27 protein-coding genes are annotated in these 23,892 nt (G+C 69.6%); 11 read left to right on the top strand and 16 right to left on the bottom strand.

Features of this window, described 5'->3' with window-relative positions:
• Positions 1–84: 84 nt before the first annotated feature.
• Positions 85–540, bottom strand: coding sequence for an Lrp/AsnC family transcriptional regulator (locus tag OH809_RS24250; RefSeq protein WP_406420421.1), 456 nt, complete (start codon positions 538–540; stop codon positions 85–87).
• 132 nt (positions 541–672) lie between these two features.
• Between OH809_RS24250 and OH809_RS24245 the strand changes: the two genes are divergently transcribed.
• A complete protein-coding gene (locus OH809_RS24245) occupies positions 673–807 on the top strand; it encodes a hypothetical protein (RefSeq protein WP_266984549.1) in 135 nt (44 codons plus the stop codon).
• 23 nt (positions 808–830) lie between these two features.
• On the opposite strand, the gene OH809_RS24240 is transcribed toward OH809_RS24245, so the two are convergent.
• From OH809_RS24240 to OH809_RS24230, 3 genes are all read right to left on the bottom strand, one after another.
• Entirely contained in the window at positions 831–1,502 is a 672-nt protein-coding gene (locus OH809_RS24240; protein ID WP_406425017.1) for a UbiX family flavin prenyltransferase, read from the bottom strand.
• 150 nt (positions 1,503–1,652) lie between these two features.
• On the bottom strand, positions 1,653–2,570 hold the full coding sequence (gene mqnP / locus OH809_RS24235) for a menaquinone biosynthesis prenyltransferase MqnP (protein WP_406420422.1): 918 nt from the start codon (positions 2,568–2,570) through the stop codon (positions 1,653–1,655).
• On the bottom strand, positions 2,567–4,024 hold the full coding sequence (locus tag OH809_RS24230) for a menaquinone biosynthesis decarboxylase (protein WP_406420423.1): 1,458 nt from the start codon (positions 4,022–4,024) through the stop codon (positions 2,567–2,569). The genes mqnP and OH809_RS24230 overlap by 4 nt, the downstream gene beginning before the upstream one ends.
• An 89-nt stretch (positions 4,025–4,113) precedes the next feature.
• On the opposite strand from OH809_RS24230, the gene OH809_RS24225 reads away from it, so the two are divergent.
• The 4 genes from OH809_RS24225 to OH809_RS24210 all read left to right on the top strand — a co-directional run bounded on the left by OH809_RS24225 (position 4,114) and on the right by OH809_RS24210 (position 8,900).
• Positions 4,114–4,518: a PLD nuclease N-terminal domain-containing protein gene (locus tag OH809_RS24225; RefSeq protein ID WP_406420424.1), complete on the top strand. Its 405-nt coding sequence runs from the start codon at positions 4,114–4,116 to the stop codon at positions 4,516–4,518.
• Between the two features lie 152 nt (positions 4,519–4,670).
• Positions 4,671–5,114, top strand: coding sequence for a nucleoside deaminase (locus tag OH809_RS24220; RefSeq protein WP_406420425.1), 444 nt, complete (start codon positions 4,671–4,673; stop codon positions 5,112–5,114).
• Positions 5,115–5,206: 92 nt separating this feature from the next.
• A complete protein-coding gene (locus OH809_RS24215) occupies positions 5,207–7,333 on the top strand; it encodes a hypothetical protein (RefSeq protein WP_406420426.1) in 2,127 nt (708 codons plus the stop codon).
• Entirely contained in the window at positions 7,326–8,900 is a 1,575-nt protein-coding gene (locus OH809_RS24210; protein WP_406420427.1) for a hypothetical protein, read from the top strand. The genes OH809_RS24215 and OH809_RS24210 overlap by 8 nt, the downstream gene beginning before the upstream one ends.
• Here OH809_RS24210 and OH809_RS24205 read toward each other — a convergent pair.
• From OH809_RS24205 to hemL, 8 genes are all read right to left on the bottom strand, one after another.
• Positions 8,867–9,406 (bottom strand): SRPBCC domain-containing protein, encoded by a 540-nt coding sequence (locus tag OH809_RS24205; protein ID WP_406420428.1) that lies wholly within the window; start codon positions 9,404–9,406, stop codon positions 8,867–8,869. The two genes, OH809_RS24210 and OH809_RS24205, sit on opposite strands and share 34 nt — an antisense overlap.
• A gap of 51 nt (positions 9,407–9,457) precedes the next feature.
• Positions 9,458–10,546 (bottom strand): c-type cytochrome biogenesis protein CcsB, encoded by a 1,089-nt coding sequence (gene ccsB / locus OH809_RS24200; protein WP_406420429.1) that lies wholly within the window; start codon positions 10,544–10,546, stop codon positions 9,458–9,460.
• On the bottom strand, positions 10,543–12,357 hold the full coding sequence (locus OH809_RS24195) for a cytochrome c biogenesis protein ResB (protein ID WP_406420430.1): 1,815 nt from the start codon (positions 12,355–12,357) through the stop codon (positions 10,543–10,545). Before OH809_RS24195 ends, ccsB begins: the two co-directional genes overlap by 4 nt.
• A 5-nt stretch (positions 12,358–12,362) precedes the next feature.
• Positions 12,363–13,100 carry a cytochrome c biogenesis CcdA family protein gene (locus OH809_RS24190; RefSeq protein ID WP_406425019.1) on the bottom strand — a complete coding sequence of 246 codons (738 nt, stop codon included), beginning with the start codon at positions 13,098–13,100 and terminating at the stop codon, positions 12,363–12,365.
• 31 nt (positions 13,101–13,131) lie between these two features.
• The gene (locus OH809_RS24185) at positions 13,132–13,743 is read right to left on the bottom strand and encodes a TlpA family protein disulfide reductase (protein WP_406420431.1); all 612 of its coding nucleotides are present in this window, start codon (positions 13,741–13,743) and stop codon (positions 13,132–13,134) included.
• A 67-nt stretch (positions 13,744–13,810) separates the two neighbouring features.
• Positions 13,811–15,061, bottom strand: a complete 1,251-nt coding sequence (locus OH809_RS24180) for a hypothetical protein (protein WP_406420432.1) — start codon at positions 15,059–15,061, stop codon at positions 13,811–13,813.
• Positions 15,062–15,271: 210 nt separating this feature from the next.
• The gene (locus OH809_RS24175) at positions 15,272–15,985 is read right to left on the bottom strand and encodes a histidine phosphatase family protein (protein ID WP_406420433.1); all 714 of its coding nucleotides are present in this window, start codon (positions 15,983–15,985) and stop codon (positions 15,272–15,274) included.
• Positions 15,982–17,298 (bottom strand): glutamate-1-semialdehyde 2,1-aminomutase, encoded by a 1,317-nt coding sequence (gene hemL / locus OH809_RS24170; RefSeq protein ID WP_406420434.1) that lies wholly within the window; start codon positions 17,296–17,298, stop codon positions 15,982–15,984. The genes OH809_RS24175 and hemL overlap by 4 nt, the downstream gene beginning before the upstream one ends.
• A gap of 129 nt (positions 17,299–17,427) precedes the next feature.
• On the opposite strand from hemL, the gene OH809_RS24165 reads away from it, so the two are divergent.
• Complete coding sequence (locus OH809_RS24165) at positions 17,428–18,009, top strand: hypothetical protein (RefSeq protein WP_406420435.1); 582 nt, start codon at positions 17,428–17,430, stop codon at positions 18,007–18,009.
• A gap of 314 nt (positions 18,010–18,323) precedes the next feature.
• The gene (locus OH809_RS24160; RefSeq protein ID WP_406420436.1) at positions 18,324–19,580 is read left to right on the top strand and encodes an MFS transporter; all 1,257 of its coding nucleotides are present in this window, start codon (positions 18,324–18,326) and stop codon (positions 19,578–19,580) included.
• A gap of 15 nt (positions 19,581–19,595) precedes the next feature.
• Here OH809_RS24160 and OH809_RS24155 read toward each other — a convergent pair whose 3' ends face one another.
• Both OH809_RS24155 and OH809_RS24150 read right to left on the bottom strand, forming a co-directional pair.
• On the bottom strand, positions 19,596–19,925 hold the full coding sequence (locus tag OH809_RS24155) for a phosphopantetheine-binding protein (RefSeq protein WP_406420437.1): 330 nt from the start codon (positions 19,923–19,925) through the stop codon (positions 19,596–19,598).
• 32 nt (positions 19,926–19,957) lie between these two features.
• Positions 19,958–20,530: a TIGR03086 family metal-binding protein gene (locus OH809_RS24150; protein ID WP_406420438.1), complete on the bottom strand. Its 573-nt coding sequence runs from the start codon at positions 20,528–20,530 to the stop codon at positions 19,958–19,960.
• 88 nt (positions 20,531–20,618) lie between these two features.
• Here OH809_RS24150 and OH809_RS24145 point away from each other — a divergent pair, with 88 nt between their 5' ends.
• On the top strand, positions 20,619–21,425 hold the full coding sequence (locus tag OH809_RS24145) for a DUF6597 domain-containing transcriptional factor (RefSeq protein ID WP_406420439.1): 807 nt from the start codon (positions 20,619–20,621) through the stop codon (positions 21,423–21,425).
• A 29-nt stretch (positions 21,426–21,454) separates the two neighbouring features.
• Complete coding sequence (locus tag OH809_RS24140; protein ID WP_406420440.1) at positions 21,455–22,051, top strand: GNAT family N-acetyltransferase; 597 nt, start codon at positions 21,455–21,457, stop codon at positions 22,049–22,051.
• Here OH809_RS24140 and OH809_RS24135 read toward each other — a convergent pair.
• Positions 22,020–22,463, bottom strand: a complete 444-nt coding sequence (locus tag OH809_RS24135) for a GNAT family N-acetyltransferase (RefSeq protein ID WP_406420441.1) — start codon at positions 22,461–22,463, stop codon at positions 22,020–22,022. The genes OH809_RS24140 and OH809_RS24135 overlap by 32 nt on opposite strands.
• Positions 22,464–22,803: 340 nt before the next feature.
• Between OH809_RS24135 and OH809_RS24130 the strand changes: the two genes are divergently transcribed.
• The gene (locus OH809_RS24130; protein WP_406420442.1) at positions 22,804–23,553 is read left to right on the top strand and encodes a Mut7-C RNAse domain-containing protein; all 750 of its coding nucleotides are present in this window, start codon (positions 22,804–22,806) and stop codon (positions 23,551–23,553) included.
• A gap of 55 nt (positions 23,554–23,608) precedes the next feature.
• Here OH809_RS24130 and OH809_RS24125 read toward each other — a convergent pair whose 3' ends face one another.
• A complete protein-coding gene (locus tag OH809_RS24125) occupies positions 23,609–23,773 on the bottom strand; it encodes a hypothetical protein (RefSeq protein ID WP_406425480.1) in 165 nt (54 codons plus the stop codon).
• Here OH809_RS24125 and OH809_RS24120 point away from each other — a divergent pair.
• The gene (locus OH809_RS24120) at positions 23,700–23,858 is read left to right on the top strand and encodes a hypothetical protein (protein ID WP_406420443.1); all 159 of its coding nucleotides are present in this window, start codon (positions 23,700–23,702) and stop codon (positions 23,856–23,858) included. The genes OH809_RS24125 and OH809_RS24120 overlap by 74 nt on opposite strands.
• Positions 23,859–23,892: the final 34 nt, after the last annotated feature.

Below are 23,892 nucleotides of genomic sequence, written 5' to 3'. Positions count from 1 at the left end.
CTCTGACGTGCTGTGCGTTCCACCGGATTCCGCCGTGGCACCGGCAGAAACCCCCGGTCCCCCGGGGGCTCCACCACGTTACGCCTACGACTCCTCGGGGAGTTCCCCGACCCGGTTCTCCCACTTGGTGGAGAGCACGATCGTCGTACGGGTCCGGGAGACGCCCTTCGTGCCGCTGAGCCGGCGGATGGTCTTCTCCAGGCCGTCGACGTCACCGACCCGCACCTTGAGCATGAACGAGTCGTCGCCCGCGATGAACCAGCAGTCCTCGATCTCGGCGAGGTCCTTGAGCCGGCGCGCGACGTCCTCGTGGTCGGCGGCGTCGGAGAGCGAGATGCCGACCAGGGCCGTCACCCCGAGCCCGAGCGAGGCGGCGTCGACAGTGGCGCGGTAACCGGTGATGACACCGGCGGTTTCCAGCCGGTTGATGCGGTCGGTGACGCTGGGCCCGGAGAGCCCGACGAGCCGTCCCAGCTCGGCGTACGAGGCCCTGCCGTTCTCCCTCAGTGCCTGGATGAGCTGCCTGTCCACCGCGTCCATATGACTGAAACCTTCCATTGTTCAGCAGTACCGCGAGTCTACGTGTAGAATCTAAGGCATACAGAGCCCACGCCCTGTAAATCTTTCAGATATTCCAAGAAGTGCTTTCGAATCCTCAGGAGTGAAAACACCGTGTACACGATCGAGATGGCCTACGCCCGGATGCGCGAGCTGCAGGACCTGGCCAACCGCTCGCGTGCCCACCAGCCCGCCGCCGCGCACCGGATCGACAAGACCCGCACCCCGCGCGCCCCGAAGAAGCGCTGAGTCCCGCCGGGGCGAACCCGGCCTCAGTCACGGGAGCCACCGAGCTTCCCCTCCCACCGGCGGTACAGCTGGTGCGGCACCCCTGCCGCGTCCAGCACCCGCCCCGCGACGAAGTCCACCAGATCCTGGATGTGCGTCGCGCCCGCATAGAACGCCGGAGAGGCGGGCAGCACCACGGCGCCCGCCTCGTCCAGGGTCACCAGATGCTTCAACGTCTGACCGTTCAGCGGAGTCTCGCGCACCGCGACGACCAGCTTCCGCCGCTCCTTGAGCGTCACGCTCGCGGCCCGCTGGAGCAGATCCTTCGAGAGCCCGAGCGCCACTCCGGCCACACAGGCCGTCGAGGCGGGAACGATCAGCATCCCCTTCGTCGGGTACGACCCCGAGGACGGCCCGGCCGCGAGATCGCCGGCCGCCCAGTGCTGTACGGCGTCGAGCTCCGCATCGCCCACCTCGAAGGTGTGCGGCTTCCCGTCCGCGCCGAGCGCCAGCCAGCTCCGCAGGTCCTCCTGCCAGCGTGCGTCGCGGAAGGCGATCCCGGTCTCGTCCAGCAGCGTCAGCCGCGAGGCCCGGCTCACCACCAGGTCGACGCTCTCGCCCGCGGCCAGCAGACCACGCAGCACGGCGGCGGCGAATGGTGTACCTGAAGCGCCCGAAACCCCGACAATCCAAGGCTGACGCTGCTGCTGACTCACTGAAGTCCCGGATTTCACACCCCCGAGCCTATCCGGCACAGGAGTTGCGGAACCGAGCGAGGGGCTCCGCGCGCTCCGACAGCCGGAGGGGTGGGCGCGACGTTCGCGTTCCGCCGCCCGCGCCGTACCGCCCGCCCCGTACCCCCGCCTCTACGGTGTGAGGCCGCGCACCAGCAGGTCCAGCAGGGCACATGCGAACAGCGCGATCCCGATGAATCCGTTGACGGAGAAGAACGCCCGGTTCAGCCGGGACAGATCGTGCGGCCGCACCACGCGGTGCTCGTACACGAACGCCACGGCGACGATCACCATCCCGATCCAGTAGAACAGCTCCGCACCCGTCGCCAGACCGAACCAGACCAGCAGCCCGGTCGTCACCGCATGGCAGACCCGCGCCCCCCACAGCGCGGCCGGGATCCCGAAGCGGGCCGGGACCGAGAACACACCGTGCGCGCGGTCCGCCTGGACGTCCTGGCAGGCGAAGATCAGGTCGAAGCCGCCGATCCAGACGCCGACCGCGAGACCGAGTATCACCGCGTCCCACGACCAGCTGCCGGTGACCGCCAGCCAGGCACCGACGGGCCCTATGGCCTGCGCGATGCCGAGGATGGCGTGCGGGTAGTGGGTGAACCGCTTGCCGTACGGATAGACGACCATCGGCACGACGGCGATCGGCGCGAGCGCCAGACACAGCGGGTTCAGCAGCGCGGCGGCGCCGAGGAAGACGACGACCGCGACGAGCGCGCCCGTCCACGCCGACTTCACGGAGACGGCACCGGTGACCAGCTCACGGCCGGCGGTACGCGGATTACGGGCGTCGATCTCGCGGTCGATGATCCGGTTCGCGGCCATGGCGAACGTGCGCAGCCCGACCATCGCGATGGTGACGAGCAGCAGGCGCGCCCAGTGGATGCTCTCGTCGAGGTCGAACATCGCGGTCAGCGAGGCGATGTAGGCGAAGGGCAGCGCGAAGACCGAGTGCTCGATCATCACGAGCCGCAAGAACGCCTTGACCCTGCCGGTCGGTTGCGCGGGCCCGGGGCCCAGCGTCGCTTCGGCCGCACTCACAGCCCGTACTCCTTCCACCGGCGGTCGACCTTCGCCGCCGTCTCCGGGTCGGACTCGACCATGTCCGGCCAGCCCCCGTCCCGGGTGTAGCCCTCCTCGGGCCACTTCTTCGTCGCGTCGATGCCCGCCTTGCCGCCCCAGAACTGCTGGTAGGAGGCGTGGTCGAGATGATCGACCGGGCCTTCGGTGACGGTGAGGTCCCGGGCGTAGTCGGTGTTGCCGAGCGCCCGCCAGGCGACCTCGTGCAGATCGTGGACGTCGCAGTCGGAGTCCACGACGACGATCAGTTTGGTCAGCGACATCATGTGAGCGCCCCAGATGGCACTCATCACCTTCTGGGCGTGCTTCGGGTACTTCTTGTCGATCGAGACGATCGCACAGTTGTGGAAGCCGCCCGCCTCCGGCAGGTGGTAGTCCACGATGTCCGGCACGATGATCTTGAGCAGGGGCAGGAAGAACCGCTCGGTGGCCCGACCCAGCGGCCCGTCCTCGGTCGGCGGCCGGCCCACCACGATCGACTGGAGCAGCGGACGATTCCGCATGGTCACGCAGTCGATGGTCAGCGCGGGGAACGGCTCCTGCGGTGTGTAGAACCCGGTGTGGTCGCCGAACGGCCCCTCGGGAAGCATCTTCCCGGGCTCCAGCCACCCCTCGATGACGACCTCCGCCTGCGCCGGGACCTGCAGCGGCACGGTCTTGCAGTCGACCATCTCGATCCGCTTGCCCTGGATGAACCCGGCGAACAGATACTCGTCGATGTCCCCGGGCAGCGGGGCGGTGGACGCGTACGTCACCGCGGGCGGCGCCCCGAACGCGATCGCGACGGGCAGCCGCTCCCCGCGCTTGGCGGCGACCTGGTAGTGGTTGCGGCTGTCCTTGTGGATCTGCCAGTGCATCCCGATGGTGCGCCGGTCGTGGCGCTGGAGCCGGTAGAGCCCCAGGTTCCGTACGCCGGTCTCCGGGTGCTTGGTGTGGGTGAGCCCCAGGTTGAAGAAGGAGCCGCCGTCCTCGGGCCAGGTGAAGAGTGCGGGCAGCCGGTCCAGGTCCACGTCGTCGCCGGTGAGGACGACCTCCTGCACGGGGGCGCTCTCCGACTTCACCTTCTTCGGCGGCACGTGCACCATCGAGCCGAGCTTGCCGAACGCCTCGCGCACTCCGACGAAGCCGTGCGGAAGCTCCGGCTTCAGCAGGCCGCCGATCTTGTCGCTGATATCGGCGTACGACTTCAGCCCGAGCGCCTTCAGCAGCCGCCGGTCGGTCCCGAAGACATTCATGGCCAGGGGCATCGACGAGCCCTTGACGTTCTCGAAGAGCAGCGCGGGCCCGCCCGCCTTGTTCACCCGGTCGACGATCTCGCCGACCTCCAGGTAGGGGTCGACCTCGGCCTTGATGCGCTTGAGCTCGCCCTCGCGCTCCAGCGCCCGGAGGAGGGAACGAAGATCGTCGTAAGCCATGCGATCCAGTATCGGCCACGGGCTACCCTGGGCCCGTCACCGGGGCGGGACAGTGCCCCGCCATCTCTCCGTGGGGGGACCCTTCCACCATGTTCCGGGCCTTGATCTATCTCCTGCCTCTGGCGCTGACGATCTACGCGTTCATCGACTGTCTGAACACCCCGGAGGACGAGGCCAAGCACCTGCCGAAGATCGCCTGGGTCTTCATCATCCTGCTCTTCTGGATCGTCGGCCCGATCGTGTGGCTGGCCGCCGGCAAGCTGCGCCAGGTGCCCGCCGGAGGCCGCACGCCCTCCGAATGGCACCGCAGTCACCGCCACGAGTGGGTGGCGCCGGACGACAATCCGGATTTCCTGAAGGCGCTGAAGGAAGAGAACAAGAAGGACGAGTCGCTCCTCAAGGACTGGGAGGCGGATCTGCGCCGCCGCGAGGAGGAGCTCAAGCGCCGGGAGAGCGGGTCCGGTCCCGAGGAGTCCGCTCCGCCCGCCTCGTAGCGCGAAGGCTCACGGATACAGCGGCTGCCCCGGCCGTTCGAGCAGGGGCAGCCGCGCTGTCCGCTCCTGCGGGGCTGGGCGCTTCGAGGGCAGCGTGCACCATGCGCATGGAGCAGCGGTCCGGGAACACCGACCATCAGGAGAGGACGCGCATGAACGACAGGACCATGCTCGCCACCGCCCTCGCGGAGGCCCGCGCCGGTCTCGCCGAGGGCGGCATCCCCATCGGCGCGGCCCTCTACGCCGCGGACGGCACGCTCCTCGGCCGGGGCCACAACCGCCGTGTCCAGGACGGAGATCCGTCCATGCACGCGGAGACCGCCGCCTTCCGCGCGGCCGGCCGGCAGCGTTCGTACCGCGGTACGACCATGGTCACCACGCTCTCCCCCTGCTGGTACTGCAGCGGCCTGGTCCGCCAGTTCGGCATCTCCCGGCTGGTCATCGGCGAGGCCGCCACCTTCCACGGCGGCCACGACTGGCTGGCCGAGCACGGCGTCCAGGTCGTGCTGCTCGACGACCCCGAATGCACTGCCCTGATGCGGGAGTTCATCCGCGACCACCCCGCACTCTGGAACGAGGACATCGGTACCGAATAGCGTTCGAAAATCCTCACCCCTCTCCAACACACCACCGATATCCTGATGTTGACGATGTGGCAGTTCGGGCAGGCGTCGGCACTGGGGGTGCTGTGGACAGAGAACTGTACGGACGCGAGGCGATCTTCGGCAACGACGGACTTGCGGCGCGTCTGACAGGTCTCACCCCCCACGGCTCCGCCAGGGCCGCGTACGAGCACCGCGACGATCCACCCGTCGTCGTGCTGACCGGCGGGCGCGGCATGGGCAAGACCGCGGTGCTCAAGCAGTTACGGCATATGTACCGGGAGATCACCCCGGTCGCCCTGGCCGACTGCGAGGCCGTCACCCCGCCCGAGGATCCCGGTCCCGCCTGGACACCCGTCATCGGTGCGCTGCCCGATCTCGTCGCCCAGTTCGCGGCCAGGGTGCGGGCCGCGCCCTCGGTGCAGTTCCCGCGGCTGAGCCTCGGTCTGGTCGCGGTCGCCTCCATCTCGTGGACCCGGGAGGACGAGACCCGGGCGCAGCGCGATCTCCAGTCGCTCGGCCCGGTGCTGGCCACCGTCCACTCCAAGGGGGACGCGTGGACCGGCTGGGTCACCAAGGTGCTGACGAAGCTGGCCGCCACCACGCTCGACGCCGTGGTCCCGATGGCCGGGCTGCTGGCGGAGGCGACCGTGGAGACGGTGCTGGAGGAGACGTTCAGCCGCGTCCAGCGGCGTTCGGCCGACTGGTACGGGACCTATCCGCAGGCGGGCGGCAATGGCCGGATCGGGCTGCGGCAGCTGGCCGTCGACTTCGAGCGCGGCGGCGATCTGCGTCGCCGCGCCGAGGACCATCTGGTGCTGGCGCTGGTCGAGGACCTGGTCCGGGCCTACCGGGGTAGGGCGCGGGGCGCCCGCCGGGGGCGACCGGTGCTGCTGCTCGACAATGCGCACACGGTGCTGGGGCGGCAGCTGCTCGAGCCGGTGCTGCGGCGGCGCGCCGCGGGGGGCCGTGATCACATTGCCGTGTTCGCCTCCTCCCGGGTCCGGGACCACGAGGGGCTGAGCCATGCGGTGCGGCGCCGGCTGCCGGAGGTGGCGCACGCCAGCCACTGGGTGCGGTCCACGGAGGTGACGTCCGGGATCCTCGCGGTGGGCCTCACCCCGCTGAACGCCTCGCATGTGCAGGCCGCCTTCGACCGGTTCGACCCGGCGGGCCGCACCCCGGCCGGGCTGGCCCGCGGGGTGCACCGGCTGACGGGCGGGCGGCCGCTGGGGGTGGCGCTGTTCGCGCAGGCGGCGGGCGAGGCGCGCGAACCGGCGACGCTGGTGCCGGGGGCCCTGTTCGACTGCACGGTGGAGCTGCGCGAGGACCGGCCGCCGGTGCGGGTGGCGGACGAGCTGCTGCGGCAGCTGCTGCCGGGGCAGCGTCCGGACGTACTGAGTGTGCTGGCGGCCGCGCACGGCGAGGAGTCGGCGCGGCTGCTGGCCAGGACCCGGCTGCGCGGCGTCCCGATGGACGGCGATGTGGCGTTGCTCGTACGGGATCTGCTGCGGGCGGAGGACTGGCAGGTCGGTCCCGACCATTTCGTCGCCGATCCGCTGCTGCGTTCGCTGCTGCTGCACCGGCTGCGGTTCCAGGACGGCGACCATCCGCATTACGCGATGTGGCGGGCGGTGCACGAGTCGCTGCGCGGGGCGTACGTGCCCGGTGGCAGCTTCCCGAGCGTCCCGCACCGGCTGCACCAGGAACTGGTGCTGGGCGGGGCGGGGGCGTGTGTGACGCATCTGCGGGTGCAGTTCGAGCTGGGGGACGTGGTGCGCTGGCTGGATGCGCTGCGGTTCATCGCCTCGGCGCCGTATCCGCGCCCCCTGGGCGGCGGCGGTCCCGATCCGCGGCGGGCGGTCGCCCTGGGCCGGGAGGCGGCGGGCTCGCTGCCGGACGAGGAGACGGGGCTCGCCGGGCTCGACGAGCGGGCGGCCCAGCTGCAGTTGCAGCTTCGCCGGCTGTTCCATGCGGTGTGGCTGCTCTCCGATCCGCTGGCGCTGCCGGACGACGAGGTGACCGAGAAGATGGCGTTCGAGCTGCGGCAGCTGTCCGGGAGACACCCGACGGGCAACAGCGTGCTGTGGGACGCGGCGACGCACTGGCCGCAGGACATCAGGGCGTGGCGGCCGCTGTCCATGCCGCCGGGGCCGCCGGCCCCTGTGCACGGACCAGGACGGACCCAGGGGGACGGTGGCTCGTATGCGTAATCCGTTGCGTTATCGCGTCTGGTACACGGCCCGGCAGAAGATCGTCACGACGGTGGTGACCGGGGCGCTGGTGATCACGTCGGGGTGGTACGTCATCAGCCGGCTGACCGACCCGGAGAACCGGCAGTGCGTGCCGGGTGTGGAGCGCCCGCAGGGCAGTGACGAGTGCATCGGTGTCTCCGGCTCCGGTTACGACTTCGGGAGGGCGAAGCTGACCGATGTCGCGGCGGCGATCGGGCGGGAGAACGCGGGGCTGGAGCCGGGCAAGTACGTGACGGTCGCGCTGCTGCTGCCGCTGACGTCGACGGACGACTCGATGGGTACGAAGATGCGGCATGAGCTGCAGGGCGCGTTCGCCGCGCAGTACCGGGCCAATCGTCTGTCGAACGACCAGGTGCCGAAGATCCGTCTGGTGCTCGCCAATACCGGGAAGAACAACCTGCTCTGGCGCCCGGCGGTGGACCGTCTGAAGACGATGACGGGCGCCCCGGACCGGCTGCGGGCCGTCTCGGGGGTCGCCACCAGCAGTGCGGAGGTGAAGTCGGCGGTCAAGGAGCTGACCGCGGCGCACATCGCGGTCGTCGGCACCACGATCACCGCGGACGACATCGCGAACGGCCCGAAGGGCGACCCGTTCCCGGGGCTTGCCCGGGTCTCCCCCACCAACCGGGACGAGGCACGCGCGCTGGCCCAGTTCGGCAAGGTGGAGGCCGACAGGGCGCTGCTGGTGCAGGACACCCGTACCGGCGACAACTACACGGACACGCTGAGGGCGGCGTTCGCCACGCTGGTGAGGGGCACCCGGTACGAGCCGCAGTTGTTCACCTCGCCGAAGGACCCGACCGACGAGGGCACCACGGCCAACACGTTCCAGCAGATCACGCATCTGATCTGCGACACGAACGCGGAGACGGTGTTCTTCGCCGGGCGCCATACCCAGCTGCGGCAGTTCATCAACGCGCTCGGGGACCGCGGCTGCCAGAACCGGGCGTTCACCGTGCTCACCGGTGACGAGGGTTCGTATCTCGGCGGCGACAAGAAGCTCGACCGGAGTGCGCTGCTTCGCAAGGTGACGGTGCGGTACGCGTCGCTCGCGCACCCGGACGCCTGGGCGGCGGGGAAGGGCGGGGCGGCGGTGCGGACGGGCGGCTCCGCGGCGGACTACCGCAGCTTCCTGGATCTGCTGGAGGTGGTGGGGAAGAAGAAGGCGGGTCCGATCGGCCCGACCGCTTACGCCGATCTGACCGACGGCCAGGTGATCATCGCGCACGACGCGATGGCGACGGCCGTGCACGCCATCCGGCAGGCCACCCCGAAAAGCAAAGAGCTGCCGCAGCCGGCGGACGTGGGTGAGCAGTGGCCGCGGGTGAAGGCGTCGCTGCGGGTGTCGGGGGCCAGCGGCTGGATCTGTCTGGACAACCACGGCAACCCGTACAACAAGGCGGTGCCGGTGGTGGAACTGGTCCCCTCCGGACAGGCGACCGTCTCCCAGCGGTTCGTGGCGATCGCCTGGCCGGAGGGGAAGCCCCCGGCTCAGAACTGCTTGCCGCCGTCCTCCGCACCGTAGCTCTCGCGCAGCTCCCGCCATCGGGCCAGGGTCCACCGTGACCAGTCGGCGGGGTGCCCGTCCAGGGCGTCCACCAGGTACTCGAAGTGGTTGTGCCAGCCCGCCAGGCAGTCCAGCCGCAGCTCGTCGTCGCCGTGGAACTCGTTGCTGAAGCGCAGGAGCACGTGTTCGCCGCGTGGCGGCTCCAGGTGGAAGCGGATCCGGCCGTGCACCCCTTCGAGGGTGTATTCGGCGACGCGCTCGACGTCCCAGGCGGTGACGGTGCCGGAGGCGACCGTGGCCTTCCCGTCCGGGTCGGTATTGAGCCAGCGCAGTGTGATCGCCCCGCCGATGCGGGGCTCGAACGGGTCGGCGGCGGCGAGCCAGCCCCGCAGCCCCTCGGAACTGGCAACGGCTGCCCACACCCGTGGGACGGGGTGGGGCAGCCGGAGCACGAACCGCAGGAGGTGGTGGTCACCATGGGTCTCGGCGGTACCACGTTCGATCACGGGGAGTGCGTCGGTCATGGTTCCAGCGTGGCCCGGTGGGGCGCGTTCCGCACCCGTACGCGGGAACGGTCAGACGCCGGCGTAGGAGTGCTTGCCGGTGACGAAGATGTTCACGCCGTAGTAGTTGAAGAGCCAGCAGCCGAACGCGATCAGCGCCAGGTAGGCCGCCTTGCGGCCCTTCCAGCCTGCGGTGGCGCGGGCGTGCAGGTAGCAGGCGTACGCGACCCAGGTGATGAAGGACCAGACCTCCTTGGGGTCCCAGCCCCAGTAGCGGCCCCAGGCGTCGCCCGCCCAGATCGCGCCGGCGATGATCGTGAACGTCCAGAGCGGGAAGACGGCGGCGTTGATGCGGTACGAGAACTTGTCGAGGGTCGCCGCGGCGGGCAGCCGGGACAGCACGGACTGGGCGAAGGAGCCGGGCTCGGTGCCGTTCGCCAGCTTGCTCTCGTAGGTGTCGCGGAACAGGTAGAGCAGCGTGGCGACAGCGCCGATGTAGAAGACGGCGCCGCAGATGATGGCGGTGGAGACGTGGATCCACAGCCAGTACGAGTGCAGCGCGGGCACCAGCTGGTCGCTGGAGGTGTACAGCAAGGTGGTCGCGATGCCGAGGTCCAGCAGGACGGTGGTGACCAGCAGCAGGCCCATCCAGCGGACGTTCTTCTTCAGCGCCATCAGGATCAGGTACGCGGCGACGGCCACCGTGGAGAAGGTGATCGAGAACTCGTACATGTTGCCCCAGGGGGCACGCTGCACGGACATCGCGCGGGCGATGACACCGCCGGCCTGGACGAGGAAGGCGACGACGGTCAGGGAGACCGCGATCCGCCCGTACAGGTCGCCCTTGAACGTGCCACCGGCGGCACCGGGGCCGTCCGGGACGTCCCGCGAGCCGGCGGCGGACCTCGTGATGATCTTCGGCCGGTCCAGTACGGCGGTGGCGCCGCCCTTCTGCGCGACCTGGACCTGGATCCTTGCCGAGGAGGCGGCGGCCCCGTCCCCGGTCAGCGCGGCGGCGGTGCGGCCGACCTTGCTGCGGCTGCCGAACACCCACTCCGCGATGTGCGCGAAGAAGGCCAGGGTGTAGACGGCCATCGACGAATAGATCAGCACATTGCTGGTGTGTGCCAGATTCTCGTTGGTTGCGGCGGCGAGATTCACTTCTCAGCCCCTTCGGAAAGTGCTTCGGCGGATGCGTCGTCCGGCGCTGTGGGCGCCGCGGCCACGCCTGGTTCTTCGGCCACATCTGGTTCACCGGACGCGTCCGGTGCTTCGGGCGCGTCCGGCGCCGTGGGTGCCAGGTCGTTGAGCGTGACCGCGAGGTCGGCCAGCTCCTCGGGCAGCTTCGCGGACTCGCTGCGGCCCAGCCCCGCCATCTCCACGACGGTGACGCCGTCCGCTCCCCGTACGGCCCGGACCCAGACCCGGCGCCGCTGGATGAACAGCGACCCCGCGAGACCGGCGATCGCGCCGATGGCCCCGGTGAGTGCCCAGCCGCTGGCGGGCTGCTGCGAGATCTGGAAGCTGGCCCACTGCTCGACGCCTTCGAAGGTGATCGATCCGGCGCCGTCGGGCAGCTTCATCGTCTCGCCGGGCAGCAGGCGCTGCTTCAGCTGCTCGCCCTTGCTGTCCTTGAACGCCTTCATCTTCGAGGTGTTCAGCTGGTACACGTTCTGCGGCAGTCCGGAGTCGACGCCGAGGCTGCCGTGGTACCCGTTGAGCGCGAGCACCGGGAAGTCCGCGGCCGGGAACTGCGAGAACATCGTCCCCTTGCCCTTGCCGGCGAACGTCGGCACGAAGAACGCCTGGAAGCCCAGCTGGTCCCTCTTGCCGGTCCCGTCCTTGTAGCCGTCCATCACCTTGATCGCACCGGTCGAGGTGACGTTCGAGTCGATCGGCAGCAGCGGCACAGCGGCCTTGTAGACCTCCTTGCCGCTGCCGTCCTTGACGGAGACGACCGGGGCGTAGCCGTGCCCGATCAGATAGACCTTGGAGCCGTCGACCACCAACGGCTCGTTGACCTTGATGACGGCCTTCTTCGGCTTGCCGTACGCACCCTCGGAGTACGTGACGTGGGCCTCGTACTTGCGGGGCGTGCCGATCTGCGGGCCGTTGCGCTCGTACGTGCCGACGAACTTGTCGAGGGTGAAGCTGAACGGGGCGAGCGAGTCGGTGTCGTACAGCGAACCGGACTTGAAGTCGTCGTACTGGGTGAGCGTGTTGGAGAAACCGTCACCCTGGACGATCAGCTTGCCGCCCTCGGACTTGAAGAGCTGTCCGATGGCGAAGGCCACCAGCATGACGATCAGCGCGATATGGAACATCAGGTTCCCGGCCTCGCGCAGATAGCCCTTCTCCGCAGCGACCGCATCACCGTCCACGTGCGCCCTGAAGCGCCGCTTGCGCATCATCGCGAGCGCGGCCTCGCGGACCTGCTCGGGCTCGGCGTCGGTGCGCCAGGTCGTGTACACGGGCAGCCGGGTCAGCCGCTTGGGGGCGCCCGGCGGCCGGCTGCGCAGCTGACCGACGAACTGTCCGGTGCGCGGCACGATGCACCCGATGAGGGAGATGAACAGCAGGATGTAGATCGCGGAGAACCACACCGAGCTGTAGACGTCGAAGAACTGGAGCTTCTCGTAGATCGGCGTGACGGTGGTGTGGGCTTCCTTGAAGGTCTGCACCTTCAGCTCGTCCACGCTGTTCTGCGGGATCAGCGAGCCGGGGATGGCCCCGAGCGAGAGCAGGAAGAGCAGGATCAGCGCGACCCGCATCGAGGTGAGCTGGCGCCAGAACCAGCGCGCCCAGCCGATGACGCCCATGGCGGGCAGCGTGGCCAGGGCCTCTTCGCGCGGGGCGGTGGACAGTTGCGAGCCGGCCGCGCCGAGTTCCGCCGCGTTCTCCAGCTCCCGCTGGTTCTCACGCTCGCGCTCGTTCGCGCGCTCTTCGGCCGCGTTGGTCTTGGTGTTGCTCATGGAACTCAGATCCCCACCGTGAAGCCGTCGGACCAGCCCTGCAATTCCTGCATCATGCTGCTCCACACCCCGGTCAGCAGGAGCAGTCCGGTCACGATCATCATTGCGCCGCCGATCCGCAGGACCCATACATAGTGGCGTTTGACCCACCCGAAGGCGCCGAGCGCCTTGCGGAAGGCGACTGCGGCCAGCACGAACGGCAGGCCGAGTCCGAGACAGTACGCCAGGGTCAGCACGGCCCCGCGCCCCGCGGTCCCCTGTTCGAGGGCGAGTGTCTGCACCGAGGTGAGCGTCGGGCCGAGGCACGGCGTCCAGCCGACCCCGAACAGCACCCCGAGCAGCGGTGCCCCGGTGAGGCCGGACACAGGCCGCTTGTGGATGCGGAATTCGCGCTGGGTCATCCAGGGCATCAAGCCCATGAAGAAGATGCCCATCAGGATCATCAGGACGCCGAGGATCTTGGAGATGACCTCGCTGTGGTCCTGCAGTCGCTGCCCGAAATAGCCGAAGAGCGCGCCGCTGGAGACGAACACCGCGGAGAAGCCGAGCACGAAGAGCGAGGCGCCGGCGACCATGCGCCCCCGTCTGGCCTGGGCCAGATCGGTCCCGCTGACCCCGGTGACGTACGAGAGGTAGCCGGGCACCAGGGGCAGCACGCACGGTGAGAAGAACGAGACCAGTCCGCCGAGTACGGCGATGGGCAGGGCCACCAGGAGGGCCCCGTTGAACACCGTCGTGTTCATGCCCGTGGTCGCGGCAAGGGTGAGCACGGAATCACTTCTCCGCGATCAGCGGGTCGATCATCTCGTGGAGCTTGACGTCGTCGAGGGCGACGAGGGTGCGGGCCGCGATCTTCCCGTCCCGGTCGATGACCACGGTCGACGGGATGGCCTGCGGGTTCAGCGTGCCCTTGGGGAAGCGCAGGATGAGCTTCCCGATCGGGTCGAAGAAGCTCGGGTAGGTGATGCTGTTGTCCTTCTCGAAGTTCACCGCCGGGCCCTTCTCGGCGTCCCGGGTGTTGATCCCGATGAACTGGACACCCTGGCTCGCGGTCTCCTTCGACACCTTCGCGAAGTGCTTGGCCTCCAGCCGGCAGGGGCCGCACCACGAGCCCCAGACGTTCAGCACGACGACCTTGCCCTTGTAGTCGGCGACGTCGAGGGGCTTGCCGTCCAGTGTCGTTCCGTCGAGCTTCGGCGCGGCCACGCGCTCCGCCTTGGCCACGGTGGAGATTCCGCCACTGCCGGTGACGAAGTGCGAATTGCCGCCACCACCGGCCTTGTTGCCGTCACCTCCGCAGGCGGTCAGGGTCAGCGCCAGTGCGGCGGCCGCTGCGGGGGCGGCGAGCAGGGTGAAGCGGCGTCGGGGTGCGCGGCCAAAGCTCATGTGAAAAGTTTCGCATGACGGTTCCGGGGATCTTGCGCACCCCCCTCGGTGCCCGTAAAGCCCGTTGTCAGGCCCGTTTAAAGAAGGTGTTCCACCCACCGTCGGGCGACTGGCCGACCTCCAGCGTACGGAGCTTCGCGAGCACGGCCGGATCCTGGACATCGAGCCAGTCGACGAACTGCCGGAAGGAGACGAGCCGCACATCCGGCTTCCCCGCGATCCTTTTGAGGGTCTCTTCGACCGCATCCATATAGATGCCGCCGTTCCACTCCTCGAAGTGGTTGCCGATGAAGAAGGGTGCTCGATTCGACCCGTACGCACGATTGAAAGCGGCGAGGTACGAATGAGTGGCCTGGGTGCGCCATTCCGGATAGCGCGACGGCATTCCCCGGGTGGTGTTCTGTGACTGGTTCGCGAGGATGTTGTAGTCCATCGACAGCACTTCGAAGGTGTGCCCGGGGAACGGCATGCCCTGCAGCGGAAGATCCCATATGCCCTGGCGCTTCGTGGGCCAGATCTGGGTGCCGCCGGGCGAGCTCGCATCGTAGCGCCAGCCCAGTCGGCGCGCGGTGGGCAGCAGATTGTTCTGGCCGAGCAGACAGGGGGTGCGGCCGCCGACAAGTTCCTTGCGGTAGTCGAAGGGCAGCGGGTCGAGATCGGTCCAGCCGGTATTGGTGCGCCATTCGGTGACGAAGGAGACCGCCTGATCGATTTCGTTCTGCCACTGGGCGGACGTCCAGTGGGCGACCGATCCGGAACCGGCGCAGAAATGCCCGTTGAAGTGCGTGCCGACCTCATGACCGTCGAGCCAGGCCCTGCGTATGTGGCCCAGCGTCTCCTTGATGTGGGCATCGGTGAGATAGCCGATGTCGGAGGCGCCGATACGGTTGTTCGGCGGCCGGTACAAGGATTTCTTCGACTCGGGCAGCAGGTAGATCCCGGAGAGGAAGAAGGTCATCGCCGCGTCGTGCTCCTTGGCGAGTTCGAGAAAACGCGGGAAGAGCCCGGTGCCGACCTCCCCCGCCCCGTCCCAGGAAAAGATCACGAACTGCGGCGGGGTCTGGCCGGGTTCCAGCGGGACCGGCGCGGAAGGCTGGTTCGGCTGCTCCCCGGTGTCCGCGGTGGAACCGTCCCCGATCTCGCGAACGTCCTCGTCCTCGGCACCGTCCCCCTCGGCCTTGCCGCCCGTCCTCTCCCCGGGGCCAGGGCCCGGCCGGCCCCTTTCGGAAGAGTGCCGGGAACCGCAGCCCGCCGTCCCGATGGCAGCCGCCGCCCCCAGTCCGGCTCCGAGCAGACTCCTTCGGCTGATGTCGCGCATGGCGTCCCCATCTGCGGTCGTTCCCGACCCAACTGCACACAAACTGGCGAAGGCTTAGATGCGCGATACAGCGCGGCGGTTCCGCTGGCTAACACACAATTCTGTGCGTGACCGGACCCCACTCCGGACGTGACCTTGTTCCTGACCCGAACGCACCACGGGCCCCGGCCGACACATCGGCAGGGGCCCGTGCGGGTCGAGAAATCTCGGCTACGCGCCGAACGCCTTGGACTTCCCCTTCACCGGCTTCGCACCGGCCAGCAGGTGCGCAGGGACCAGATCGCGGGCCGGCTCGGTGTAGCCGACCGAGACGATCTTGTCGCCCTGGTACGTGAAGCTGGTCAGCGAGGCCAGCGTGCACTGCCGCTTGCGCGGGTCGTGCCAGAGCCGCCGTCGCTCGACGAAACTCCGGACGATCCAGATCGGCAGCTGGTGGCTGACGCAGACCGCCTCGTGCCCGCGGGCCGCGTCGCGCGCGGCGTCGAGGGCGCCCATCATCCGTACGACCTGCTCGATGTACGGCTCGCCCCAGGACGGGCGGAAGGGGTTGGTGAGGTGCTTCCAGTTGTCCGGCTTGCGCAGCGCACCGTCGCCGACCCCGAAGGTCTTGCCCTCGAAGACATTGGCCGCCTCGATCAGCCGCTCGTCGGTGGCCAGGTCGACGCCGTGCGACTTGGCGATCGGCGTCGCCGTCTCCTGGGCGCGCTCCAGCGGGGAGGCGACGACATGGGTGATGTCGCGCTTCTCCAGGTGCTCGGCCACCCGGTCGGCCATCTGCCGGCCGAGCTCGGAGAGGTGGTAGCCGGGACGGCGTCCGTAGAGCACGCCCTCGGGGTTGTGCACCTCCCCGTGCCGCATCAGATGAACGACCGTGATGTCCTTGCGCGCACTGTCTGCGGTGCCGGCACTGCTGGTCTCGCTCATGCGGTGGCCTCCGAGGCGGCGCGGGCGGCGGCGGGCAGCGCGGCGGCGATCCGCTCGACGGCCTGCGTGTCGTGGGCGGTGGAGACGAACCAGGACTCGAACGCGGACGGCGGCAGATAGACGCCCTGCGACAGCATCGAGTGGAAGAAGGCGGTGAAGCGGAAAGCTTCCTGCTTCTTGGCGTCCTCGTAGTTCCGCACCGGCTGGTCCGTGAAGAACACGGAGAACATGTTGCTTGCCGCGGACACCGTGTGCGCGACGCCCTCCTTGGTGAACGCCTCGCTCACCAGGGACCGGATCTCCGCGGAGACCGCGTCGACCTTCGCGTACGCCGCGTCGTCGAGCAGCCGAAGCTGGGCGAGGCCGGCGGCGGTGGCGATCGGGTTTCCGGAGAGGGTGCCCGCCTGGTAGACGGGGCCGACCGGGGCGAGGTGCGCCATCACATCGGCGCGCCCGCCGAAGGCCGCGGCCGGGAAGCCCCCGCCCATGACCTTGCCGAAGGTCATCAGGTCGGGCCGCACGCCGTCGATGCCGAACCAGCCGGCCCTCGAGGTACGGAATCCGGTCATGACCTCGTCGGAGATGTACAGCGCACCGCCCTCGGCGCAGAGCTCCTTGAGCCCGGCGTTGAAACCGTCCAGCGGCGGCACCACGCCCATGTTGCCGGGCGAGGCTTCGGTGATCACACAGGCGATCTCACCGGGGTGCGCGGCGAACGCGGCCCGCACGGCCTCCAGGTCGTTGTACGGCAGCACGATCGTGTCGCCGGCCTGCGCGCCGGTGACGCCCGGGGTGTCCGGCAGACCGAAGGTCGCGACCCCGGACCCGGCGGCGGCAAGCAGCGCGTCGACGTGCCCGTGATAGCAGCCGGCGAACTTCACGACCTTCGCCCGGCCGGTGAACCCGCGGGCCAGCCGGATCGCGGACATGGTCGCCTCGGTGCCCGAGGACACCAGCCGCACCTGCTCGACGGGCTCGATCCGGGCCACGATCTCCTCGGCGAGCGCGACCTCGCCCTCACCGGGCGTACCGAACGAGGTGCCGCGGGCGACAGCCTCCTGGACTGCGGCGATGACCTCGGGGTGGGAGTGGCCGAGGATCATCGGCCCCCACGAGCACACGAGGTCGACGTACTCACGGCCGTCGGCATCGGTGAGGTACGGACCGGTACCGGACACCATGAAGCGGGGCGTACCGCCCACGGCCCGGAAGGCACGTACGGGAGAGTTCACGCCGCCGGGCGTCACGAGGGACGCGCGGTCGAAAAGCGTCTGCGAAACTGGGGCGTCATAGGGAAAGCTCACACAAGCCATGGTGTCAGAGCCTCCGACGGTCCTGCGGACAGGTGTTTCACACCACGCCCGTGGGGGAGGTCACTGACACGATGATCAGGTTGCGCGGCGGGGGCTGTGTCTCCCAAGCAGTAGTCGGATGGATGAGATATGCATCGCGGTGGCGAAGTGGGCGAAGGGACCGACGACCTGGGGCCCGAGCCTGCCCGACGAGGTCGGCACCGGCGTGAGGCCGAGCGTCGGCAGGGCATTCAGGCCGGCAGTGCGCAGTCCGGAAGCGGGAGTGGTGGCCGGGTGGGGGTGACGTACAAGTACTTCGGGGCCCCCGACGGGGCCACGGCCGCACGGGTGCCCATTTCCATGCGCCCCGAGGAGCTCGGCGGCGACGAGCTGGGCATGGGCGGCATGTTCACCAAGATCAAACCGGAGACGGTGGCGGCCATGGTCCTCACCGGAATCCAGGGCATACCCCTGCACAAGGTCCCCCCGCTGGAACTGGTCGTCCTGCACCCCGACTACGCCGTGGTCAAACTCCCCATGACGGTCGTCGACCCGCTGCGCGGTGTCGGCGAGGAGTCGGTCGGCGCCGCGGCCTTCATCTGGTCCACGGTCCCGGACCGCGGCGGCCCGCGCGACGCGTTCAACGTCTACCAACTGCTGCACGAGTGGCAGGATTTCAGCCACCGGTTACATGAGGCGGGGCATCAGCCTTATTGCCTGGTGTGGCCCTGACCTGGGGTTTTGTAGGGTTCGGGCGGGGTTTTCGGGTCCCGCCCCGGCCAGTGCCTGGTGGGGCCGTCAGGTGGCCAGGGCACATTGAGGGCACATGGATTTCGCTGGGGCGCTGATGTGCTCTTCCGGGGCCGCCTGGGGGTTTTCCCCAAGGAGCCGGGTGACTGGGCTGCCGTCATGTCCGGTTCAGGACGGTGGGGATGGACAGTCCCGCGGTGGCACGTCACGCTTGGGCGAATGGGTGATCCGGACAGCGGCAGGGACAGCAGGATACTGAGGTCCAGCAGGGCGCTGAGTGACCTACGCGGCCGACGATGAGCGAGAGCCTCGCCTCGTCGGCTGTCGCGCGACCGCTGTGGCGCAACCGGGACTTCATGCTGCTGTGGAGCGGCCAGGTCGTCTCGACCGTGGGCATGCGGGTCACGACGCTCGCCTACCCGCTACTGGTGCTTACGCTGACGGGCTCGCCGTTCCAGGCGGGGCTCGTGGGGTTCGCCCAGACCTTGCCGTTCCTGGTGCTTTACCTGCCCGCGGGGGCACTGGTCGACGGCTGGGACCGCAGGCGCGTGATGCTGGCGGCCGACGGTGTCCGGGCGGTGCTGCTCGGTCTCGTCGTGCTGGCGCTCGCGGTCGACAGGCTGGGCGTGGCGGCCCTGCTGGCGGTCGTCTTCGTGGACGGCGCGTGCTTCGTGTTCTTCCAGCTCGCGGAGTCCGCCGCACTGCCGCACATCGTCCAGCGGCACCAACTGCCCACCGCGGTCGCCCAGAACCAGGCCCGGGAACTCGGCGCCGACCTGGCCGGGCGCCCGCTGGGCGGCGCCCTGTTCGCCGCCGGCCACGTCCTGCCGTTCGTGGCGGACATGCTGTCCTACGTGCTCGGCTTCCTGGCCATTTTCTTCGTACGGCCCGGCCTCCAGGACCGGAGCGAGGTGGAACACCAGCGGCGGGGACTGCTCGCCGACATCTCCGAGGGGCTGGTGTGGCTGTGGCACCAGCGTCTGATGCGGGCCCTGGTGGCCCTGACCGGTGCCGTGAACCTCGTCCTGTCCGCGCTCACCCTCGTCATGATCGTGCGGGCCCAGGAGCTCGGTGCCTCGCCCTCGCTGATCGGGGTGATGCTGGCGCTGCCCGGCGGGACCGCGATCGCCGGTGCCTTCGCCGCTCCGTGGCTGCACCGGCGTCTGCGGCCGCGGACCGTGGTGATCGGGTCACTGTGGCTGTGGGCCTGTGGCATGGCGGTGCTGATGTGGCTGTCCTCGCCTCTGGCGCTGGGCGCGGTAGTCGCCGTGACGGCGCTGGCCGAACCGGCCTTCAACGTGGTCGTCACGTCGTACCGTTACGCGCTCGCCCCCGACCGTCTTCAGGCCCGCACCGTCAGCGCCGCCCGGCTGATCACCTGGGGGGCGGTCCCTCTGGCCTCGCTGGCCGCCGGGGGCCTGCTCCAGTCGCTGGGGGCGCGGGGCACGCTGGTGGCGTACGCCGTCTTCATGGTCGTGCTGGCCGCCGTCGTCACCGCGCTTCCCGTGATACGGCAGGCCCCGCGGACCGAGGAGATTCCGCGCCCCGAGTGATCTCTCCCGGACAGGTCAGTTCTCCTCGCCGGTCCCGTCGATCAGCCGACCGAGCTCCTCGATCGTCGGATGCTCGAAGAGCCCGCGGACGGTGAGCGGGAAGCCGAGTTCATCCCTGACCCGGTTGGTGATCCGCAAGGCCAACAGCGAGTGACCGCCGAGATCGAGGAAGTCGTCGTGGACACCGACCTCGTCGAGGCCGAGTACGTCGGCCCAGATGTCCGAGAGGGCGGCCTCCGCACGGCTGCGGGGCGCGTCCGACGGTGCGGTGGCCACCTCCGCGACGGGCAGGGCCGCACGGGCACCGGAGCCGGCCGCACAGAGGCCGACGCCGGCGGAAACCATCGGCGCCGCAGGCGCCCCGGGCGTCCCCGGGGTCACGCCCGGGGCGGCTGCCAGCCCGGGTCGCGGCCGGTCGTACCCAGCATCCGCTCAAAGGGGCTAGCACTGTCCGGTACGGGGAAGGGTTCGCCGTACACCTTCGCCTTCCGCGCGTTCGGCGCCATGTCGGCGACGCCGGGCCCCAGTTCGCGCACCACGGCCTCGTCCGGAACGAATTCCTGCCCGGTGGCGCGCGCCAGGTCCCATGCGTGCACGGTCAGATCGCCCAGCACCATCTGCGCGACGGTTCTGGCGGGGAATCCCATGGAGCCCGCGGTCCCCTCGTCCGCACCCGGCGCGCCCCACGCCGCCACCAGCTTGGCCGTCTCCTCGCCGAAGCGGCTGCGCCAGTCGCCGGTGACCGCGGTCGGCCTCGCGCCGAAGTCCGGCTCCTCCCTGGCCGCCAGGGCCTGGAAGTTGACGACCACCTGGAAGAGATGGTCGACCAGGGCCCGCACGTCGTACTCCGTGCACGGCGTGGGGTCGCCCAGCTGGCCGTCGTCGATCCCGCGCACCACAGGAATCGCCCGCTCCGCGGCCATGTCCAGCAATTCACTGATCTTCTTCATGCTTCAACCGTGCATCCGGCAAGCGCCTGCGTCTTGAAGAAACGCGACAGGGATGATTCGAACTGTTGTGCGTCATAGAATCGCTGTCATGTCAGGTCCTCGACGCGACAACCAGGGCATCGTCGACGCCCGCGAACTCTTCTCGCACGTGCATTTCCGACGCCGCGAGCCCGCCCCCGGCCTGCGGACGCAGGTGGCGTTCTACTGGCTGATCGACTGGGACCTGCCGGAGCCGTACATCTCGCACGTGGTGCCGCACCCTTCGGTGAACCTGGTCTTCCAGTACTACGAGAGCACCGGCGAGCCCGCCTTCTCGGAGGTCGCGGGCATCGGGCTCGAGCTCTTCAGCCAGAAGCTGGAGGGCCGCGGACGGGTCTGCGGGGTGAAGTTCCGGCCGGGCGGCTTCCGGCCGTTCGCACCGGACCACCCGGTGTCGCGGTGGTCGGGCCGACGGCTCATGGCGGACGAGGTCCTCGCCGTACCCGCGCCCGTGGCGGCCGTGCTGGACCCGGCCGAGGAGGACGCACGGGTCGCGGCGCTGGACGCGTACCTGCTGGCGCTCGCCCCGGAACCCGACCCGCAGGCCGAGCGCGTGATGGCGCTGGTCGAGCGCGTCCGCACCGACCGCACGATCCGCCGCGTCGACGAACTCGCCCGCACCGAAGGACTGTCGGCGCGGTCGCTGCAGCGGCTCTTCGCCACCTATGTGGGCGTCGGCCCCAAGTGGGTCATCCTGCGCTACCGCATCCACGAGGCGCTGGAACGCGCCGAGACCGACCCCGAGGTGGACTGGGCCACGCTCGCGGCGGAACTCGGTTACAGCGACCAGGCGCACCTGGTCAGGGACTTCACGACGACGCTCGGAGTGCCGCCGACGGCACTCGTCGGGCGCTGACTGTCAGTGCCGCGTCCTACTGTTGCCGTATGGAGCACACTCCCCCGTCATCGGCGTCTCCGGTACGGATCGAACCCTGGTCGGACGGCGACCTGGAGCTCCTGCGCCGTGTCAACGCGCCGGAACTGATGGATCATCTGGGCGGTCCCGAGTCGGAGGAGCAGCTCATGGTGCGCCACGGCCGCTATGTGGAGCTGAGCGCGGACCGCACGGGCCGGGGCAGGATGTTCCGGATCACCCTGGCCGACGGAAGCGGAGGCGAGGCCGTGGGGACGATCGGGTTCTGGGAGCGCACCTGGCAGGGCCAGGAGGTGTACGAGACGGGGTGGGCCGTCCTCGCCGGCCACCAGGGGCGGGGCATCGCCACGGCCGCGACCAGGGCCGTCGTCGAGCAGGCGCGGGCCGAGCGCAAGCACCGCTATCTGCACGCCTACCCGTCCGTCGACAACGGCGCGTCGAACGCGGTGTGCCGCAGGGCGGGCTTCATCCTGATCGGCGAGTGCGACGTCGAGTACCCGCCCGGCCATGTGCTGCTGACGAACGACTGGCGACTGGACCTCACTCCGGAGCTCGGTTCCGAGCCCGGCCCCGGGATCAGTCAGAATTCCGGGCCAGAGGCTTGTTGAAGCTGAACGCGACAATGTCCAGCCGCTCCCGCAGATAGAAGCGGTGGGCATCGGTGCGATGCGTGCCCGAGTCCAGACTCAGGTCCAGGCAGCCGGCCTCCCGGGCACGCTGCTCCAGATACCCCAGCAGCCGGTGGCCGACACCGGTGGACCGGGCGTGCTCGGCGGTGACCAGATCGTCGACGTACAGCTTGCGGATCTGGCTGGTGTTGTCGACGATCCGCCATCCGGCCGCGCCCACGCATGCGCCGTCGCCGTCGTGGACGGCGGTGAAGCGGAGCCCCTGCGGGTACCCCTTGTCGTACACCTCGCGGAAGAGGTCCTCCGTCAGATGCGGACGGAGTTCGCGCAGCACGGGAAGAAGGTCCGTGGCCAGTCGGGGGTCGCCGGGTTCGAGGTCGGTGATCTTCATGCGGGAACTGTAGGCGCAGCCCCGGGGGCTTGCGAGGGGGGATCCGGCAACCATTCTCATGGTCGGTGGCCCATCAACCATGAGAACCGCTTCACCGAGCGACGGGGAACCCGATGCTGCCGGCACACATCAGCGATCTGCATTTCGACGGAACGGCCCGCGCCACGGACCGCGCGAGCAGGGTGGTGAACTACCTCAACCGCTGCGAGCGTGCGTGCCAGGGCACGACCGCCCGCTCAGAGGCAGCCCAACAGCCTCTGAGCCGGCCCACCCGCCTCCGGCTGCCCCTCGCCCGTGAATTCCCTGGCTCACACAGACCGCCCGGTGGCATGCTGACGACGTGAACGGACCGGAGATCCACCTCGAGGTCGCCCCTGAACTGCGACTCTTCGTTGCCCATGAACGCCGCAACGGACGCACGTCAGTGACCACCGACGGCGCCTCGACGCTCGGCCATGTCGTGGAATCGCTCGGCGTCCCGCTCACCGAGGCCGGCCAGCTGCTCGTGGACGGCCGCCCCGTCCCCGTCTCGCACATCCCGGGCGCGGGCGAACTGGTGGAGGTGCGTGCGGTGGCGCGCCCCCAGCGCGTCGAGGGCGCGCCGCTGCGCTTCCTGCTCGATGTCCACCTCGGCACGCTCGCCCGGCGGCTGCGGCTGCTGGGCGTCGACGCCGCGTACGAGAGCGAGGACCTCGGCGACCCGGCGCTGGCCGCCCTGTCGGCGAAGGAGCAGCGGGTACTTCTCTCCCGGGACCGGGGACTGCTGCGGCGGCGGGAGATCTGGGCGGGGGCGTACATCTACAGCGACCGTCCGGACGACCAGCTGCGAGACGTGCTGGAGCGGTTCGCACCGGAGCTGGCCCCGTGGACCCGGTGCACGGCCTGCAACGGGCCGCTGACCGACGCGGACAAGGAATCCGTCCGGGAGCAGCTGGAGCACGGCACGCAGCAGTCGTACGACGTCTTCGCGCAGTGCGCGGAGTGCGGTCGGGTGTACTGGCGCGGCGCCCACCACTCCCACCTGGAGACGATCGTCACCGACGCGGTGCTCGAGTTCGGCGCCCGGGATCAGGCCGGTCCGGTCCGGTAGGGCTGTCCGGTGGGACACGGCCGGACGACCCGCACGACACACCTGACGCATCGCCCTACGACGCGCCTTGCGCCGGATCGAACTCCCCGCTCCGCAGCCGCGCGATCTGGCCCGCACCGAGCTCGACCGTACGCCGCATATGAGCGATGAGGAGTGCCACCTCGTCGTCGTCGTACGCCTCGAACATCGCCGCCCACTGGACGAGCGACTGTGCGGCCACGCTGCTCGTCCGCCCCGACGGCTATGTCGCCTGGGCGAGCGACCGGCCCGACCCGGCGGCGCTGCAGACCGCTCTCACCCGATGACCACCGGCCGGTCCGTGCACCGCGCACGTCGCGC

Origin of the sequence: Streptomyces sp. NBC_00873 (assembly GCF_045207415.1) — a bacterium.
Classification (GTDB): Bacteria; Actinomycetota; Actinomycetes; order Streptomycetales; family Streptomycetaceae; genus Streptomyces.
This window is presented reverse-complemented; position numbering and strand designations above follow the sequence as displayed.